Origin of the sequence: Sporosarcina soli (assembly GCF_042655805.1) — a bacterium.
GTDB classification, from domain to species: domain Bacteria; phylum Bacillota; class Bacilli; order Bacillales_A; family Planococcaceae; genus Sporosarcina; species Sporosarcina soli.
The window spans coordinates 427,734-445,909 of record NZ_JBHSNO010000005.1 but is presented as its reverse complement, the minus strand read 5'-3'; the positions used below and the strand labels follow the sequence as shown (position 1 = coordinate 445,909).

Below are 18,176 nucleotides of genomic sequence, written 5' to 3'. Positions count from 1 at the left end.
TTTCAATGTTTAACCACACGACAGTATTGCTTCAAGAAGCCGTCGAAGGTTTAGCGATAAAAAACAACGGCATCTATGTCGACTGTACGCTCGGAGGAGCAGGTCATAGTAAAGAAATAGCAAAGCGTTTATCTCCGGAAGGTAGACTGATTTGTTTCGATCAGGATATGACGGCAATTGAAGTGGCGAAAGAGCGATTGAAGGAGTATCTTCCCCAAGTGACGTTCGTTCACTCGAATTTCAGGAACTTAAAGACGGAATTGGCTAAAATTGGAGTCCAAACCGTCGACGGAATCCTTTATGATTTAGGAGTATCCTCTCCACAGCTCGATACGCCGGAACGGGGATTCAGTTATAACCATGATGCCCCGCTCGATATGCGGATGGATAGAAGTGCTGCATTGACCGCTTATGACGTCGTCAATGAATGGTCTTATGAGGATCTGGTACGTATCTTTTTCCGCTATGGTGAGGAAAAGTTTTCGAAAAGCATTGCACGCAAAATTGAGGAAGCGAGACAACAAAGTCCGATCCGTACAACGGCTGAACTGACAGAACTGATTAAAGCAGGCATACCAGCGGCTGCAAGGCGGACGGGAGGACATCCGGCTAAACGGGTATTCCAAGCAATCCGAATCGCTGTCAATGATGAATTGGGAGCCGCAGAACAATCCTTAACGGATGCGATTACTTTGCTGAATCCCGGTGGTCGTATTAGCGTCATTACATTCCATTCGTTGGAGGATCGATTGTGTAAAACCATTTTTAAAGAAGCATCTTCTTTGCCTGATCTACCACCCAACTTGCCGGTTATACCGGAAGGGATGGAACCAGTCTTGAAGCTCGTCACAAGGAAACCGATCGTTCCGGACAAAAAAGAGATAGAAGAGAATAAGCGGGCGAGATCCGCTAAGCTACGTGTTGCTGAAAAGAAGTAAAGGGGGAATTGTGAATGGCTTTGGAACAGAGAAATTTTCAGACATCATATGTTCGTGAACTGGAAATACCGGAAGTACCGCAAAAACAACCTCAAATACGTCCTTCTCGTAAAATCTTTTCCAAAGGGGAGAAGTTCTTATTCGTGCTGTTTGCCACTATCCTCGTCCTTTTCTCAACAATGATTCTACATACACAAGCACAAATCAATGAAACGAATCGGGAAGTTCAATTAATCGGAAAGGATATTTCTGAAATTGAAAAAAAGAATATGGAATTGTCCATCCAAGTGAAAGAGAAATCCACATATGAAGTCGTGTGGGAAAGAGCGAAGGAGCTCGGCTTAAATCTGAACGAGAACAACGTAAAGGTTGTGCCTGGACGATGAAAAAGAGATTTCGATTCCAATGGGGAGCCTTTCTGATGTTTTTGACTTTTGGAGGGCTCTTTTTCCTGTTATTCGGACGAATGCTATTCATCCAGGCTACAGGACAGGCGGAAGGGAAAGTGCTGACGGCGCTTGCGGAAGCAAAATATGCGAGGGAGTCGACCTTGAAAGCGGATCGCGGAACGATTGTCGATCGAAATGGCGAGTTGATCGCTGCGGATACACTTAGTTATCGTCTCGTTGCTGTTTTAAGTGAAAAGGCGAGTAATGGATCGAAAAAAACGATGCATGTCAAAGATTACGAAGCTACGGCTGAAGTACTCGCCAAATATATCCCGCTCGAGAAGGAAGCTATCCTTTCACGCATGACGAATGCAAAAGAAGGTACTTGGCAGGTGGAGTTCGGAAAAGCAGGTCGTGATCTGAGTCACGAAACGGTTCTTGCACTAAAGCAAGAAATCGAGGACAAGAAGCTTTCCGGTATCCTTTTTATCGAAGATCAGAAAAGATTCTATCCGAACGGCGTTTTTGCTTCTTACTTAATTGGTTTTGCGATGAAGGAAGAAGATGAACAAGGAAATATTTCCACCGTTGGGAAAATGGGGTTGGAAAAAACATACAACAAAGAGTTAACAGGGACGGATGGAAAAGTAGATTTCCAATCAGATGGTTGGGGATTCGTGTTACCGAAAACGGAAAAAAACATTGTCGCCGCTCAAGATGGTCATGAAATCCAGCTGACGATCGACAAGACAATCCAAAACTTCGTCGAGGATGCATTGAATCGAGCCAATGCCGTCTATTCTCCTAAGAAGATGCTCGTCATCGTGGCGAATCCGAAAACAGGTGAAATTCTGGCCATGAGTCAGCGCCCTGCATTCCACCCTTCTACACGGGAAGGGTTGACGGAAAACTGGCTGAATGATGCACTTGAAAATACGATTGAACCCGGTTCGACAATGAAGATGTTCACCTTGGCTGCAGCAATCGAAGAGAATAAGTGGGATCCGAATGCCTATTTCAAGTCGGGTCAGTATACGATTTTTGACCGAACAATACGAGATGTGAATCGTGACGGATGGGGAACTATCACTTATTTGGAAGGATTCCAACGGTCGTCGAACGTTTCCATGGCTTATTTGTTGGAACGTTTAGGGGACCGAACGTTTATCGACTATCTACGAAAATTTGGATTTGGTGAAAGGACCGGAATCGATCTGCCGAATGAAGCGCCAGGTATCATTTTGGATCGGTATCCAAGTGAAAGATTGACAACTTCCTATGGGCAAGGCTCTACGGTGACGCCAATCCAAATGGTCCAGGCGGCAACAGCAATTGCCAATAACGGCAACATGATGAAACCGTATGTCATAGACAAAATTACCGATCCGAATACGGGTGAAGTAATCAATGAGCACGAACCGGAAAAGCATGACAGTCCGATTTCTGCCGATACGGCAAAAGAAGTAAGGAAAGTGCTGGCATCGACCGTAACGGGAGAAAAAGGAACGGCGAAGAAATTCGCGCTGAACGGCTATACGGTTGGCGGGAAAACTGGTACTGCAGAAATTCCGAAAACGAGTGGTAGCGGTTATTTGAGCGGCGGCAGCAATTACTTATATTCTTTTCTGGGCATGGCTCCGATTGAGGACCCGCAGCTCATTACATATGTTCTTGTCCAGCAGCCGCAATTGCCGATTGACAAAGTCGGATCGGATCCGGTGGCAGAGGTGTTCACATCCGTCATGGAAAGCAGTTTGAAGTATTTGAATATCGTTCCTGATGATGAAAATGCCACTGAAGCGAAGGCGCTCAAAGATTATACGGGCAAAGATTCTGCCGAGGCCGTGTCGCAACTTGAACAAGAAGGATTTCGTCCGGTAGTGATAGGCGAAGGTGGGAAAATTGAAGTACAATATCCGTTGCCGAATACAAAGCTGACAGAAAACGCGGTTGTCCTATTGAAAACGGGAGGGGAAACGGCATTGCCGGATTTCACGGGATGGTCGAAGAAGATGGTTCTTTCGTTTAAGATGCTATCCGGACTCGATATACGCATGAACGGTGAAGGGTTTGTCACCGAACAAAGCTTATCCTACGGGACGGTCATCGATCAGAATGATCCAGTAGTTGTACAGCTTCAAGCACCCGCCGAAATTCATAAGCCGCAAGTGGAAGAGCCAGAGGAAGAGAAGATTGTTGGCGGATAACGAATAGCTGAAGTCTTCGCATCATACGTTGATAGAAAAACGAGAGGTGTGCAGGCACTGCGAACGTTCATACTATTACAATCCAAAAAGAGACTAAGAGCCATTTTTGTCATTTTCCTCATCTTACTTGCGCTGGTCGTTGGAAAGTTGTTTCATGTACAAATCATAAAGCACGAACTGCTAAAAGAGCGCGCAGAGGCGAATTGGGATCGGGAAATTCCATTTGGAGGAATGCGGGGGGATATCCTTGACCGAAATGGCGATTTACTTGTGGGGAGCAGATTAGCCCCGACATTGTATTTTATGCCTTCTCAAAACAAGGATATTGCAGGTGCCGCGAGAGCATTAGCTGATATACTGGAAACCGACGCAGCCAAGTTGGAAGAAAAAATGGCTAAAAAAGCATACATGGTTAAATTGGCACCCGAAGGAAAAAATATTACTAAAGAACAATCGGATGAAATCGCGCGTCTGCAAATTGACGGGCTCTATACAGGTGTCGATTTTGTCCGCCATTATCCGAAAGAGGAATTGCTTTCCAGATTGATTGGCTTTACGGGGTATGATCATCAAGGATTGGCGGGAATCGAGTTTGCATATGATGAAATTTTGAGCGGTACAGGTGATAAAATTCGTCTATATACAGATGCTAAAGGCATCCCGTTGCCGCATGTGGATGATGGGTTCACGACGGGGAAAAAAGGTTCGTCCGTCGAGCTCACAATCGATTCGCGGATGCAGGAAGTGCTCGAAAGAGAATTATTGCAAGCGATGGAAAAATACGATTCTACGCAGGCGTTGGGGATTATTATGAACCCTAAAACGGGTGAGTTATTATCGCTTGCATCTGTTCCGACTTTTCACCCTGCTGATTATCAAAACGTCGATCCGAGCATTTACAATCGGAATTTACCTGTGTGGATGACTTTTGAGCCGGGTTCAACCTTTAAAATTCTCACGTTGGCAGCCGGTTTGGAAGAAAAAGTGATTGATTTGCACAATGAACATTTTTTTGATCCCGGTTATGTGATGGTCGAGGGTGCGAGGTTGCGCTGTTGGAAAAGGTCGGGGCATGGAGATCAGACTTTTTTAGAAGTGGTTGAAAACTCCTGTAACCCAGGATTCGTTGAAATCGGTCAACGTTTGGGCGGCAAAAAGCTCGATCAATATATCCGTGCCTTCGGTTTTGGGCAATCGACGGGATCGGGTATTGCCGGGGAAGCGAAAGGAATCCTTTTTTCGGAAAAATCATTTGGCCCAGTCGAGCAGGCAACAACGGCTTTCGGGCAAGGGATTTCCGTGACACCGATCCAGCAAGTGCAAGCTGTTGCCGCAGCCATCAATGGAGGCTATCTGTTCCGACCGTATATTGTCAAAGAAATTTTGGATGATAAAGGGGAGACGTTGCAAGCATTCGAACCGGAAATGCAACGTCAAGTGATCAGTGAAGAAACGTCAAAGCAAGTGCGGGAAGCATTGGAATCAGTTGTTGCGAATGGTTCCGGCCGCAATGCTTTCACAGACGGACTCCGTGTCGGCGGAAAGACGGGGACTGCCCAAAAAGTAGTCGATGGCAATTATAAAGATGGGGACTATATTGTGTCTTTTATCGGTTTTGCACCCGCAGATGACCCCGAATTGCTTGTTTATGTCGCTGTTGACAGTCCGAAAAATGCGAGCCAGTTCGGTGGTGTCATCGCTGCACCGATCGTCGGCCGGGTGATTGAAGAAATTGCGCCGATGGCTGGAATCACACCGCGTAGAGAAGGGCAGTTGGAGAAAGACTACCGTTGGGGGGATACTTTAACGCATCGTGTTCCGGATCTGACAGGCATGACTAGAAAGAGTGTCAGAGGTCAGTTGTACACATACCAGATCGAATGGCATGGGTCGGGAGAGAAGGTGAAGTATCAGCTGCCGGCAGTCGATACATTGATTGGGGTGGATGATGTGATTCACGTATATACGGAATGAGATCCCTCAAGGGCATCTGCCCAACAAGCTATCGATATCTTCATTAAGTAGAATATTCCCATCCCTATAGGTGGAGAGATGAATGCGGTTTTGTTTTACTGTTCAGTGGGTGATCAAACGCCTACTCAACGAAGATAATGCCTCCGGTGGATGTCACAGATTTTGAAAGGAGCTAATTGCGCTTATCTAAGTGCCTTAATTTCCGCAAAAAACGCAGAAATACGGCAAATCGAACCCTACGCTGTTCGATTCGCAATTCAAAATCTGGACGCAATTGCGCCGAGGCGTACTTGATATAATTGCAAAGTCTGACACAGCGCATGGATATGGACTGTTTCAGTAGCTAGAAGGAGAAAAAAATCATGACACTCGTCACGACATTGACGGCCATTGTGGTCGCATTCATTATTTCAGTATTACTAGGATTTCTCATTATCCCGGCTTTAAGGAGATTGAAGTTTGGGCAGAGCATTCGGGAAGAAGGTCCGAAAGCTCATCAGAAAAAGGCGGGTACACCGACAATGGGTGGGCTAATTTTCATCGGTTCCATCATCTTGTCAACGCTCGCCCTTTCTTACATAAATGATGTACTGACGACACAGACCATTGTTCTATTACTTATTCTCGTCGGTTTTGGGATCATCGGGTTTATCGATGATTTTATCATTGTTGTTGTAAAAAGGAACTTAGGCCTGACATCGATTCAAAAACTGATCGGGCAAATCATCGTTGCGGTCCTTGCATTCTTCCTTTTGAAGTTAGGGCCGTTTGATACAGTTGTGCGAATTCCTTTTACGGATATTCAAATGGAACTTGGTATTTTTTATGTTGCGTTCCTTATTTTTTGGCTCGTTGGTTTTTCCAATGCGGTCAATATATCAGACGGACTGGATGGGCTTGTTGCGGGAACATCATCCATCGCATTCGGTTCATTCGGTGTGCATGCTCTCATTTTCGGGCAACAGGATATTGCGTTGTTTTCTTTCGTAGTAACCGGTGCGATGCTTGGATTCTTGGTCTTCAATGTGAAGCCTGCAAAAGTATTTATGGGGGATACGGGATCGCTTGCCCTCGGTGGTGTGCTTGCTATGTTATCCGTTCTCATTAAACAAGAATTTTTACTCCTTGTCATCGGGATCGTCTATGTTGTTGAAACGTTATCAGTCATCATTCAAGTGATCAGTTTCAAGACGAACGGCAAGCGGGTGTTCAAGATGAGTCCGATCCACCATCACTTTGAATTATCCGGATGGTCGGAATGGAAAATTGTCATCGTTTTCTGGGGCGTCGCATTTTTGGCAGCGATTGTACCCGTCTTGCTGGAGGTGATGTAAATGAAAAATGTCAATCAGTTCAAAGGAAAGCATATACTCGTTCTTGGCTTAGCGAAAAGCGGATTTGCGGCAACTAATTTGCTACATACTTTAGGCGCGAAGATTACTGTGAATGACGCATCACCGGAGGGGGACAACAATGATATTGCGGAACTCCGTTCGAAGGGGATAGAAGTCATTTGTGGCGGCCATCCCTCCGACATCATGGAAAAGGGGTTTGAGCTTGTAGTGAAGAACCCCGGGATTCCGTATACGAATCCGGTCGTTGTAGAAGCATTACGAAAAAAAGTCCCTGTCTGGACAGAAATCGAATTGACATCCTGCTTAAGTGAAGCCCCGATTATTGCGATAACCGGATCGAATGGCAAAACGACAACGACGACTTTGCTGTACCATATGTTAAACATTGGGGGGAAACAGCCACTGATTGCAGGGAATATCGGAACAGTTTCTTGTTCGGTTGCAGAACGGGCGAGTGAAGAGAATATCATCGTGCTTGAAGCCTCTTCTTTTCAGCTGATGGGGACAGAAACATTCCGGCCGAAGATTGCCATATGGACGAATATTTACGATGCGCATTTGGATTACCACGGGACGCCGGAAGCATATCGAAGCGCGAAGGCGAATATCACAAAAAATCAGACGCAGGACGATTATTTCATTTACAACGATGATCAGTCCGATCTCCGAGAATTTGCCGCTCAAACTTCAGCGATGACGATTCCGTTTTCGCTACAAGGTAGAAAAGAAACCGGAATATCGGCGGACGACGAATGGATATACTGGAATGGAGAGCCGTTTGCAAAAAGGTCCATTATCAAGTTGCCGGGGCAACATAATCTTGAAAATATCTTATCTGCTACAGCAGCAGCCATTTTGATGGGGTGCGATAAAGCCGCGATTGAAGATGTGCTGAGCTCTTTTACAGGGGTTCGCCATCGGATGCAATTCGTTAAGGAATTGCAAGGGCGTATGTTTTACAATGATTCGAAAGCAACGAATACGCTGGCGACGAAAAGCGCGCTGGCCGCATTTACGAAACCGACGATCCTGATTGCGGGTGGACTTGACCGGGGTCACTCTTTTGAAGAACTCAGACCGTTTATGACGAATATTAAAGCGGTTGTCGCTCTTGGTGAGACTGCTGAGAAGCTTTCAGAGTTTGCGGCTTCCTGCGGCATTGTGGATATCATCCAGGCCAAAGATGTGAAGGATGCCGTACAACAGGCATATCCACTGTCGGTTGAAGGGGATATTATCCTCCTTTCACCAGCTTGTGCAAGTTGGGATCAGTATTCGAGCTTTGAAGTGCGGGGTGATCAATTTATTGAAGCTGTAATGGAATTGAAATAAAAACAAGTATGTTCATGTAATACTGCAAGAGTACTATTGCGGAAGGATGCGTTCGCTGGAAGAGAAGTTAAAAACAATGTTTATTGTTTCTGCGGTGGCGCTGTCGTTGATCGGATTGGCTTTTGTCCATTCTGCAGGTTCCTATTGGGGCGCGGTTCATTATGCGGATTCCATCCCCTTCATCGTGAAGCAAGGGGTTTATACGGCGGTGTCAATCGGAATTGCCCTCGTTATCATGAAAAGCCCATTGACCTCTTATCCGAAAACATGGACCGTTTTCTACTACGCGATGATCTTGTTGCTGATCGCTGTATTGATCCCGGGCATCGGGGTTGTTCGCAATGGTTCGCAAAGTTGGATTGCGCTCGGACCGTTCAGTTTGCAACCTGCTGAATTCGTGAAGGTCGCATTGATCGGGAAATTGGCTTGTAGCATGGACAAAACAAGCAAGAAAAAAATGTTTCATTGGCAGCATTTTGGATTGATCTTGCTTCCTGCTGCTTTGATCATGTTGCAACCGGACTTAGGTTCAGCCGTCATTATGATTATCTCGGCATTTGTCATCTTGTTCATAGCGGGTTATCCGTTAAAATTTTTCACTTTCCTGGGGGTGGGCGGCGTTGTTGCATTCATCGCGTTGATTGCAGCGGCACCGTATCGTTTGGATCGGATCAAATCGTATATCGATCCATGGAATGATCCGCTTGGCACCGGTTTCCAAGGGATTCAATCTCTTTTTGCCATCGCACCAGGGGGACTATTCGGTCATGGTTATGGAAATAGCAGACAGAAGTATTTATATTTGCCTGAGCCGCAAAATGATTTTATCTTTTCGATTATTGCGGAGGAAACAGGGTTTATCGGAGCGACGTTCGTCTTATTGTTGTTTGTCGTCTTATTGGTGGCGGCATTCGGAATCGCGATTCGGACAAAAGGGCGGCATGAGCTTTTGATGGTTGCTGGGATGGGCTCAATGATCATTTTTCAAACGTTTTTGAATATGGGTGTCGTATCGGGACTATTGCCTGTCACGGGTGTTACGTTGCCGTTCATTAGCTATGGGGGTTCATCGTTAATGACGACTTGGCTGGCAGCGGGGACGATTATGCATTTCGCCAGTCGTAGAAAATCGATTGGTTAAAGGAGGAGCCAATATGGAGAAAGTGATTGATATTGAAGAACGGATCCCATCCATGCGGGAGAAGCGCCGCAGGAAGACGAACAAGAAATTTCTGTTCGTATTATCCGTCTTCATCATTGCGCTCCTCGCTATTCTTTATTTTCAATCACCATTCAGTAAAGTGGGAGCCATTATTGTGAAGGGAGCCGTTCTTCACGAGCCGGATTTTTATCAGCAACAGAGCGGGCTGCAAGTGGACGAGCCTTTATGGAATTTCAGCACCGGAAAAATTGAGGAATCTTTGGCAAGACTAGAAGAAGTGAAAAGCGTAGACGTTTCTCGAAAGTGGATGCATGACGTCCAGATCACCATTACCGAATGGAAGACCGTCGCTTATATGGAGGAGAAAGAGCAGTACAATTTGCTGTTGGAAAATGGGGAGGTCTTCCCGGCAGGTCTCCATTATCCTGAAGCAGAAGCGCCTATATTGACTAATTTTAAGGATGCCGACATGCAAAAGAGGCTGACCAAACAATTGCTGAAAATGGATGAGAACGTCTATCGGCTATTATCCGAAATCATTTTTATGGGGACGGAAAGCGGTCCGGATAATATTACGGTTTACATGGATGATGGCTTCGAAGTGCGTTCCGTCATTTCCGATTTTGCGGAAAAAATGGCTTATTATCCAGAGATTACAGCACAATTAGGCGGAATGGAAAAAGGTGTGATCGATATGGAAGTAGGAACATTCTTTGTCCCCTATAGTGAAATATACGGCGAGACCGGGGAGGAGGAGCCAATTGAAGAGGAAAGTGAAAACGAAAGCGAAAGTGAATGATGACTATCAAAAACGAGGAAGACATATCCTTTTTTCTGTCGTTTTTCTCGTGCTCGGTTTTATCCTCGCTTTTTCTTACCGGACACTTGGCTCGAATCAGGAGGCCGATGCCCTTGAATCCTCCGTGATCTTGAAGGAAGAAGCATATCGGGAAGAATTGATCAGCCAGCAGGAACGCAATAAGGAACTGACAGATGAAATCGCCGCCAAGCAGGAAGAGATACGGGAATTTGAACGTTCTTTTTCAACGAGAGAGGAAGACCATGCCATTCTAGTAGATAAGGCAAGAGACCTCCGCTTGCTGCTTGGTGTTATTCCTGCAGTCGGACAAGGTGTCATCGTGACATTGAAAGATGCCGACTATGACCCGATTGAACAAAATCCGAATGATTATATTGTTCATGAAAGCCATGTTCTTCGGGTAGTGAACGAACTTAGAATTTCCGGAGCGCAGGGCATTGCGATTAACGGTCAAAGAATAACAGCCAATTCTTATATTAAATGTACAGGCCCTGTCATCACGATTGATGGTAGGACATTCCCTGCGCCGTTTGTCATTGAAGCGGTCGGTGATATGGATGTTCTCACGTCTTCTTTGTATTTGAAAGGCGGTGTCATTGACGGGTTGATCAGGGATAATATTGTCGTGACGACAGAACAGTCAAAAGAGATCCGGTTGTCTGCTCTGCGGGACGAAAGTTGAACCGGCGCTTAGGAGGATGGACGGGTGGGAAAGACAATCCATTGGAAATTTACAGTGATTTTGCTCATCGTCGGATTCATGGTGGCCGTCCAATTCAATTCGATGCAAAAACCTGAAGAACGTGATACAAGGGATATTTGGGCAATACGCCATGAGTTATCCACTGAAAAGCAGTATCATTCCGAATTGTTAACGGAAATTCGTGAGCTGGATCAAACAATCTCTACATACAAATCACTCAACGAAACAAATGCGGGAAAGGCCTTATCGGAAACGGTGGACAACTTGTATAAACAAGCGGGGATGACAACGATTAGCGGACCGGGCATCGTCTTAAATGTTCGACCATCTGCCGAAAGTGTTGCATTCGGTGTACCGATTACGGGCATATCCCCCGATTTGCTCACCCGGTTCGTCAATGAACTGAACCGTTTCAAAGGGATTTCCTTGGAAATTGACGGGAAACGGTTTACGACATTGAGTTCCATCCGGGATATTAACGGGGTGACAAGTGTGAATGGTTTACATATATCTACCCCACCATTCACGATCAAAATTATTACACCGACAATGGAAGATAGTGAAAAACTGTATAATTTTTTATCCGCATCGACGATCCGCGATGATTTTTACCTCGATAATCTGCTTCTTGTAATCGGAAAACCGGAAGCGACTATTGAAATCCGAGGATACAAGGAAAGGTTTGAAAATCAGTTCTTGAAAGAAATACCGAAAGGGGAATAATTATGTGGCTGCCTTTGCTTGGTCTTTTGGTTGGGATTTCACTCGGATTATTGTCGGATATACAAATTCCACAAATATATGGAAATTATTTATCGATTGCCGTTTTGGCAGCCTTGGATACGCTGTTTGGAGGCATCAGAGCGCATTTACAGCAAGTGTACGACGATAAGGTGTTTGTATCCGGATTTTTCTTTAACATCGCACTGGCAGCTGCGTTGGCCTTCCTGGGGGTACATTTAGGCGTCGATTTATACTTGGCTGCCGTATTCGCTTTTGGTGTGCGGTTATTCCAGAATATCGCTGTCATCAGAAGGATCTTAATCGTAAAATGGACGGAGCGGAGTAAAGTTTCTCAATCAAATGCTACGGAATGAAAGGATTTGGCGAAGAGATGTCGAAAATATTTAGACAATACACTTATAATACAATAGAATGGAAGATAAGAGTTGCTATGGGAGGTGCCAGTAATTGAGCCAATCAGAATTATATGTATCACTTGATATAGGTTCTTCATCAGTCAAAGTTTTGATCGGTGAGGTGGATGGCGGATCCCTGCATGTGATCGGAGTCGGTAACGTCCAATCGGCAGGTATCCGAAAAGGGACGATCATCGATATCGATGCAACTGTCCAATCGATCCGTAAAGCGATCGATCAAGCGGAGCGCATGATTGGCATGCAGATCCGCGAAGTCATTCTTGGCATCCCTGCAAATGGTGTAGTATTGCAGGATGTGAAAGGTGTAGTGGCAGTCAACTCGGAAAACCGTGAAATCACTGATGATGATCTCGATCGGGTCATGAAATCAGCTCAAGTCATGTCAGTCCCGCCAGAGCGGGAAATCGTCAATATCATACCGAAGCAATTCATCGTTGACGATTATGACGAAATTACGGATCCAAGAGGAATGATCGGAGTCAGGCTTGAAATGGACGGTACGCTTATCACAACATCAAAAACACTTGTTCATAATATATTGCGTTGCGTAGAACGGGCGGGGCTTGTGATCCGAGAAATCTATTTACAACCGTTAGCGGCCGGCACTTTTGCCTTGACGGACGATGAAAAGAATCATGGCACGGCTTTCATTGATATAGGCGGAGGTTCTACGACCATCGCACTGTTCGGTGAAAATCGTTTCATGGCGACGGCCGTCATCCCAGTTGGCGGCGATCATATCACAAAAGACTTATCCATCATTTTGAAAACGCCGACTGAACAAGCAAGGAAGATTAAGCACCAGTATGGACATGCATTCTCGGACGATGCATCGGACGATGAACTGTTTGAAGTGCCGGTGATTGGCGCAGATTCGAAAGACCAATATAGCCAACGATACATATCGGAAATCATCAGCGTACGGCTGGAAGAGCTTTTTGACCTCGTTTTGGAAGAATTGTATCGGATGGGTGTGCGAGATCTCCCAGGAGGAGTCGTTTTAACTGGTGGAATCACCAAGCTAGATGGTATGCTTCAATTAGCCAGACATGTGCTCAAAACGAGAGTGCGCATCCATACGCCGGAGTATATCGGTGTACGAGAGCCGATGTATTCGACAGCTGTCGGTCTGATCCGATATGCACATATGCAGGATACTTATTTCGGCCATGTACAAGATTCACCGACCGTGCAGGTAGCTGAAACCCAACAACCGGCACCGGTCAACAAGAAAAAGGTAGCGGAACGGAGTGCGGAAAAAAAACCGGGGCTTTTAAATCGGGCAAAAAAGGTGTTCGACAATTTCTTTGAATAAGTGATTGATAGGAAACTTGATTCAGCAGAAGTCTCCCATTACTACAGGTAGTGTATTGAAAGTTAAAATGGCTATCAATTCAGAGGGAATCCAAATTCCCTGTAGCTGACGTTTCGCTTTCAGTACAAAAAGATTTGCTGATTCAAGTTGAGCCTCCGGCGGATGTCACAAATTTTGAAAGGAGTTAATTGCGCTTATCTAAGTGCCTTAATTTCTGCAAAAAACGCAGAAATTAAGGCAAATCGAACCCTTCGTTGTTCGATTCGCAATTCAAAATTTGGACGCAATTACGCCGAGGCCTAATTGATTTTTAGTATGCATGAGATAGATTAGGAGGAGAAATGATGCTGGAATTTGATACGAATGTTGATGCAGCAGCTGTCATCAAAGTAATTGGAGTTGGTGGCGGCGGGAACAATGCTGTAAACCGAATGATTGAACATGGTGTACAAGGTGTAGAATTCATTGCAGTGAATACCGATGCGCAAGCTCTTAATCTTTCAAGTGCTGAAGTGAAATTGCAAATTGGTGCAAAATTGACACGCGGACTTGGTGCGGGTGCAAATCCGGAAGTCGGTAAAAAAGCTGCAGAGGAAAGCAAAGAGCAGATTGAAGAAGCTTTACGCGGAGCGGATATGGTCTTTGTAACCGCGGGTATGGGAGGCGGAACCGGTACAGGAGCTGCACCTGTCATCGCACAAATTGCAAAAGATCTTGGAGCACTAACGGTCGGTGTTGTCACAAGACCGTTCACATTTGAGGGACGGAAACGTTCCACGCAGGCAATTGGCGGCATCACATCGATGAAAGAATCCGTGGATACGCTGATCGTCATCCCGAATGATAAATTACTTGAAATCGTGGATAAGAATACGCCGATGCTTGAAGCTTTCCGTGAAGCGGATAATGTACTGCGTCAAGGGGTTCAAGGTATTTCGGATCTGATCGCGACACCAGGACTCATTAACTTGGACTTCGCGGACGTCAAAACGATCATGTCCAATAAAGGCTCTGCATTGATGGGGATCGGGATGTCCACAGGAGAAAATCGTGCAGCGGAAGCAGCAAAAAAAGCAATTTCAAGTCCATTGCTTGAAACATCGATTGACGGTGCGAAAGGTGTCATCATGAACATTACAGGCGGATCGAATCTCAGCCTATTCGAAGTGCAAGAGGCTGCGGATATCGTCGCGTCTGCATCAGATGAAGATGTTAACATGATTTTCGGATCGGTCATCAACGACAATTTGAAAGATGAAATCATCGTGACGGTAATCGCTACAGGATTTAGCGAAGAACAGCTCAACGCATCACGTCCGGCGAGAAGTGCAGGATACGGTTCCAGCCGTCCGCAGCCACGTGAGCAAGCCCCGGTTCAACAAACGCCTGTACGCGAACGCAGAGAAGAGGCACCTCAGTTTCAACAACAAGAGACGCCTCCAACTCGTCAACCGCAAGCAAATCAAAACGAAGATGCGTTAGATATTCCAACATTCTTACGCAATCGCCGTCGATAATGGCGAATACCATTCAAAGCATCCCGGCCCATGCAACAGCATGGACCGGGATGCTTTTTGTCGTGGGAATTCTTACAGTTGGAATGCATTGTGAACTTATTGATCGCTGTCAGCGTCTTCTGATCGCTAGAAGGTCTGAATGATCACTTCAGCGTCTTATGATCGCTAGAAGGTCTGATTGATCACTATCGGTGTTTTATGATCGCGAGAAGGTCTGATTGATCACCGCCAGCGTTTTCTGATCGCCTGAAGATTTATTTGATCACTAGCTCCTCCCATCTCAATCGAAAGCTGTCGATTTCTTTTTTGAAAAGAGCCGCTATTCCGACAAACATTTCAACTTCAGGATGTTATCGTTGTCTGTAGGGAGGGCGGTCTATGTATGGAGAGATCATAGTCGGAGTGAATATGCTATTCAATTATGCCATTCTGTCGTTCGCCAACAAAGTGGGAGATATTTATGCCGCCCGCGGGAGGCTTGTTCTGGCAGCTTTGGCTGGCGCATTACCTGTCACGCTTTTTCCATCGTCCATTTTTGCGGTCATCCTTTCGTTTTTAGGCATGACATTTTGTGCATTTGGCAAAACATTCGAACCTTGGAAAAAATCGGCGTCCATGGTTTTGGTCGGAGCCATTTTTGCAGGTGGGTTATTGACCGCTTTTCATTTTCGTCTCACTTCTTTCAATACTGCAGTAAATGTTTTAACTTATGCGGTCGTTGCCTATGTTGCCCTCCATTTCTTGAAAAAGAAATGGCTGGATGTCAGGATTGCACGTCATGTATCGGAGCTCAGATCTTCTTCTGTTTTGCATCTCTGGGATGCTGAAATCCCGATTGAAGTATTTGTAGATTCAGGAAATAGCTGTACAGAGCCCTTATCAGGTTTACCGGTTCATTTTGTATCATTGAAAGCGGTGGAATCATTCATGCCGGAAGATCTGAAAAAACCGTTGTTTGAATGGGATTCAATTGGCTCGCCTTCGTTAACGGCGTTTCCGGAGAAGTATCAAAAGAGCATTCGATTGATCCGATTGATGACCATTCAAGGACAATCATGGGCGATTGGTTTTAAATTCGAACGATGGGTGGTGGGGGATGAAAATGGGCTACAACCGGGTTATGTTGTTCTGACGAAAAAAGACCGTCGTTACCCGGACAGTGCCGAAGCGATTTTGCACGTATCCGCAATGGAATCACTAAACGTCGAAAGGGGAACTGTTCATGCTGCATAAGTTGAAAAATTGGTTGTCGATGATTGTTTCCTCTCTTAAAGGGAAGAAAAAGGGCACATACTATATCGGAGGACATGAATCACTTCCAAAACCATTGACACGTGAAGAAGAAGCAGAGGCAATACGGGCTTTCATGGAAGGCGATATGAATGCGCGTGATACGCTCATTGAAAAAAACCTTCGTCTCGTCGTCTATATTGCTCGACGCTTCGATAATACCAATACACATATCGAGGACTTGATCAGCATTGGGGCCATTGGACTTATCAAAGCGATTGAAACGTTCAAAATCGATAAGAATATCAAGTTGGCAACATATGCTTCCCGCTGTATTGAAAACGAAATATTGATGCATTTGCGCAAAACGAATCGGACACGCTCGGAAATTTCTTTTGACGAACCGCTCAATTCGGATGCGGACGGCAATGAATTACTATTATCGGATATACTCGGCACAGATGAGCATATTATTATCGATGATGTTGAAAAGAAAATTGAACGTCAACATATGATTGACGCCATACAGACATTGGATGAACGGGAACGCTATATTATGGAATGCCGCTTCGGGTTAACTGGAAAACTGGAAATGACTCAAAAAGAGGTAGCCGAATTACTTGGTATTTCCCAGTCCTATATTTCCCGGCTTGAAAAGAAAATAATCATGGATTTGAGAGAGCAATTGAATCATCCAATTGCGTAACTTGAACAAGCAAAGTTTCCTGCTTATTTAATAAAGGAAGGCAACCTAAGTTCGTATTGAAAGTGCCTTAATTTCTGCACAGGACGCAGAAATTAAGGCAAATCGAACCCTTCGCTGATCGATTCGCTGTTCGATTGGTTGAAATTGGCGATACGAAATCCTGCATATTCCGGACGTCCACGGACAGACTATTTGTACAGTCATCGACAGAATGTGGAGGAAAAGCGAATGGTACGTACAAGAGTAGAAATATGCGGAATCGATACGTCCGAATTGCCATTACTCACAAACGACGTGATGAAAGAAACATTTATCAGGCTACAAAGCGGAGACCAATCGGCGCGGGAGGAACTCGTCATCGGCAATTTGCGACTCGTCCTTAGCCTCGTTCAAAGATTCGCTTATCGTGGAGAACAAGCGGATGATCTTTTTCAAGTCGGCTGTATCGGCTTGTTGAAATCGATCGATAACTTCGATTTGAAACATAATGTGCGATTTTCAACATATGCCGTCCCGATGATTATCGGAGAGATCAAAAGACATTTACGCGATCACCATTCCATAAGAGTATCTAGGTCACTGCGCGATATCGCTTATAAGGCGATCAAAGCGAAAGAACAATTCATCAATGATCACCAAAAAGAACCACGCATTTCAGATTTGGCGGATATGACTGGTATTCCGGCTGATGACATCCTTTTTGCATTAGATGCGATCCAAGACCCGATGTCCCTTCACGAACCGATCAATGGGGAAGGCGGAGATCCGGTATTCATGATGGATCAGTTGCAGGATAAAACCGTGTCCGAAGATAAGTGGTTAACGTATGTTTCCGTCAAAGAGACTGTATCCACAATGGATGAACGGCAACAGACGATCCTTTCAAAACGTTTTTACTTGGGACAAACGCAAACTGAAATTGCCAAAGAACTAGGCATTTCACAAGCACAAATTTCAAGATTAGAGAAAAATGCGGTCAAAATTATCCGAGATGGCATGGACCAACATTAATTACATGAAAGTTAAAACGCAATGCAGCGACTGCATTTGCGTTTTTTTTCGATGCGATGCATATATTCAAACAAAGGAGGGAACGTATGCGTTTTTCAGAAATTCAGAAGAAGGAAGTCATTGATATAAAAAGAGGTGTATTCCTTGGATTTGTACAAGATGCAACGATTGACACGAAGAATGGAAAAGTGGAATTGCTTCATGTTGGTGGAGGGGAACGGAGCAGTTTTTTTGAGGGGAAAGGGAAAGAAGTGAAACGGGTAGCGCTTGCCGATATTGCAACAATCGGAAAAGATATCATGCTTGTCGGCAACAAAGACGGAAATTAATGACTAATCATTGATATGTAGCCGCCCA

The 18,176-nt window shown here is 45.1% G+C and carries 17 protein-coding genes; all 17 read left to right on the top strand.

Annotated elements, in window-relative coordinates; genetic code table 11:
* The first annotated feature begins 5 nt into the window (after positions 1-5).
* Positions 6-938 carry a 16S rRNA (cytosine(1402)-N(4))-methyltransferase RsmH gene (gene rsmH, locus ACFPRA_RS06490; protein ID WP_381431888.1) on the top strand — a complete coding sequence of 311 codons (933 nt, stop codon included), beginning with the start codon at positions 6-8 and terminating at the stop codon, positions 936-938.
* Between the two features lie 14 nt (positions 939-952).
* A complete protein-coding gene (gene ftsL, locus ACFPRA_RS06485) occupies positions 953-1,324 on the top strand; it encodes a cell division protein FtsL (RefSeq protein ID WP_239388920.1) in 372 nt (123 codons plus the stop codon).
* A 35-nt stretch (positions 1,325-1,359) separates the two neighbouring features.
* Entirely contained in the window at positions 1,360-3,534 is a 2,175-nt protein-coding gene (locus ACFPRA_RS06480; protein WP_381431885.1) for a penicillin-binding protein, read from the top strand.
* Between the two features lie 57 nt (positions 3,535-3,591).
* Positions 3,592-5,508, top strand: a complete 1,917-nt coding sequence (locus ACFPRA_RS06475; RefSeq protein WP_381434773.1) for a penicillin-binding transpeptidase domain-containing protein — start codon at positions 3,592-3,594, stop codon at positions 5,506-5,508.
* Positions 5,509-5,870: 362 nt separating this feature from the next.
* Positions 5,871-6,842, top strand: coding sequence for a phospho-N-acetylmuramoyl-pentapeptide-transferase (gene mraY / locus ACFPRA_RS06470; RefSeq protein WP_381431883.1), 972 nt, complete (start codon positions 5,871-5,873; stop codon positions 6,840-6,842).
* Entirely contained in the window at positions 6,843-8,195 is a 1,353-nt protein-coding gene (gene murD / locus ACFPRA_RS06465) for a UDP-N-acetylmuramoyl-L-alanine--D-glutamate ligase (protein WP_381431881.1), read from the top strand.
* Positions 8,196-8,271: 76 nt separating this feature from the next.
* Positions 8,272-9,336, top strand: coding sequence for a putative lipid II flippase FtsW (gene ftsW / locus ACFPRA_RS06460; RefSeq protein ID WP_381431879.1), 1,065 nt, complete (start codon positions 8,272-8,274; stop codon positions 9,334-9,336).
* A 13-nt stretch (positions 9,337-9,349) separates the two neighbouring features.
* Positions 9,350-10,156, top strand: a complete 807-nt coding sequence (locus tag ACFPRA_RS06455; RefSeq protein ID WP_381431877.1) for a cell division protein FtsQ/DivIB — start codon at positions 9,350-9,352, stop codon at positions 10,154-10,156.
* A complete protein-coding gene (locus ACFPRA_RS06450) occupies positions 10,119-10,859 on the top strand; it encodes a DUF881 domain-containing protein (RefSeq protein WP_381431875.1) in 741 nt (246 codons plus the stop codon). The genes ACFPRA_RS06455 and ACFPRA_RS06450 overlap by 38 nt, the downstream gene beginning before the upstream one ends.
* A gap of 24 nt (positions 10,860-10,883) precedes the next feature.
* Positions 10,884-11,603 carry a DUF881 domain-containing protein gene (locus ACFPRA_RS06445; protein ID WP_381431873.1) on the top strand — a complete coding sequence of 240 codons (720 nt, stop codon included), beginning with the start codon at positions 10,884-10,886 and terminating at the stop codon, positions 11,601-11,603.
* Between the two features lie 2 nt (positions 11,604-11,605).
* The gene (locus ACFPRA_RS06440) at positions 11,606-11,977 is read left to right on the top strand and encodes a small basic family protein (protein WP_239388912.1); all 372 of its coding nucleotides are present in this window, start codon (positions 11,606-11,608) and stop codon (positions 11,975-11,977) included.
* A gap of 94 nt (positions 11,978-12,071) precedes the next feature.
* Positions 12,072-13,355, top strand: coding sequence for a cell division protein FtsA (gene ftsA, locus ACFPRA_RS06435; RefSeq protein WP_381431870.1), 1,284 nt, complete (start codon positions 12,072-12,074; stop codon positions 13,353-13,355).
* A gap of 344 nt (positions 13,356-13,699) precedes the next feature.
* A complete protein-coding gene (gene ftsZ / locus ACFPRA_RS06430) occupies positions 13,700-14,872 on the top strand; it encodes a cell division protein FtsZ (RefSeq protein WP_381431868.1) in 1,173 nt (390 codons plus the stop codon).
* 378 nt (positions 14,873-15,250) lie between these two features.
* Entirely contained in the window at positions 15,251-16,105 is an 855-nt protein-coding gene (locus tag ACFPRA_RS06425; RefSeq protein ID WP_381431866.1) for a sigma-E processing peptidase SpoIIGA, read from the top strand.
* Complete coding sequence (sigE, locus tag ACFPRA_RS06420; RefSeq protein WP_239388908.1) at positions 16,095-16,808, top strand: RNA polymerase sporulation sigma factor SigE; 714 nt, start codon at positions 16,095-16,097, stop codon at positions 16,806-16,808. Before ACFPRA_RS06425 ends, sigE begins: the two co-directional genes overlap by 11 nt.
* 228 nt (positions 16,809-17,036) lie before the next feature.
* Entirely contained in the window at positions 17,037-17,819 is a 783-nt protein-coding gene (gene sigG / locus ACFPRA_RS06415; RefSeq protein WP_381431864.1) for an RNA polymerase sporulation sigma factor SigG, read from the top strand.
* Between the two features lie 86 nt (positions 17,820-17,905).
* On the top strand, positions 17,906-18,148 hold the full coding sequence (locus ACFPRA_RS06410; protein WP_381431862.1) for a PRC-barrel domain-containing protein: 243 nt from the start codon (positions 17,906-17,908) through the stop codon (positions 18,146-18,148).
* Positions 18,149-18,176 lie beyond the last annotated feature (28 nt).

Bases quoted from the DNA above. Each gene is read 5' to 3' on its own strand.
- rsmH (WP_381431888.1), top strand. From the start codon at position 6: ATGTTTAACCACACGACAGTATTGCTTCAAGAAGCCGTCGAAGGTTTA.
- ftsL (WP_239388920.1), top strand. From the start codon at position 953: ATGGCTTTGGAACAGAGAAATTTTCAGACATCATATGTTCGTGAACTG.
- ACFPRA_RS06480 (WP_381431885.1), top strand. From the start codon at position 1,360: ATGTTTTTGACTTTTGGAGGGCTCTTTTTCCTGTTATTCGGACGAATG.
- mraY (WP_381431883.1), top strand. From the start codon at position 5,871: ATGACACTCGTCACGACATTGACGGCCATTGTGGTCGCATTCATTATT.
- murD (WP_381431881.1), top strand. From the start codon at position 6,843: ATGAAAAATGTCAATCAGTTCAAAGGAAAGCATATACTCGTTCTTGGC.
- ftsW (WP_381431879.1), top strand. From the start codon at position 8,272: ATGTTTATTGTTTCTGCGGTGGCGCTGTCGTTGATCGGATTGGCTTTT.
- ACFPRA_RS06455 (WP_381431877.1), top strand. From the start codon at position 9,350: ATGGAGAAAGTGATTGATATTGAAGAACGGATCCCATCCATGCGGGAG.
- ACFPRA_RS06440 (WP_239388912.1), top strand. From the start codon at position 11,606: ATGTGGCTGCCTTTGCTTGGTCTTTTGGTTGGGATTTCACTCGGATTA.
- ftsZ (WP_381431868.1), top strand. From the start codon at position 13,700: ATGCTGGAATTTGATACGAATGTTGATGCAGCAGCTGTCATCAAAGTA.
- ACFPRA_RS06425 (WP_381431866.1), top strand. From the start codon at position 15,251: ATGTATGGAGAGATCATAGTCGGAGTGAATATGCTATTCAATTATGCC.
- sigE (WP_239388908.1), top strand. From the start codon at position 16,095: ATGCTGCATAAGTTGAAAAATTGGTTGTCGATGATTGTTTCCTCTCTT.
- sigG (WP_381431864.1), top strand. From the start codon at position 17,037: ATGGTACGTACAAGAGTAGAAATATGCGGAATCGATACGTCCGAATTG.
- ACFPRA_RS06410 (WP_381431862.1), top strand. From the start codon at position 17,906: ATGCGTTTTTCAGAAATTCAGAAGAAGGAAGTCATTGATATAAAAAGA.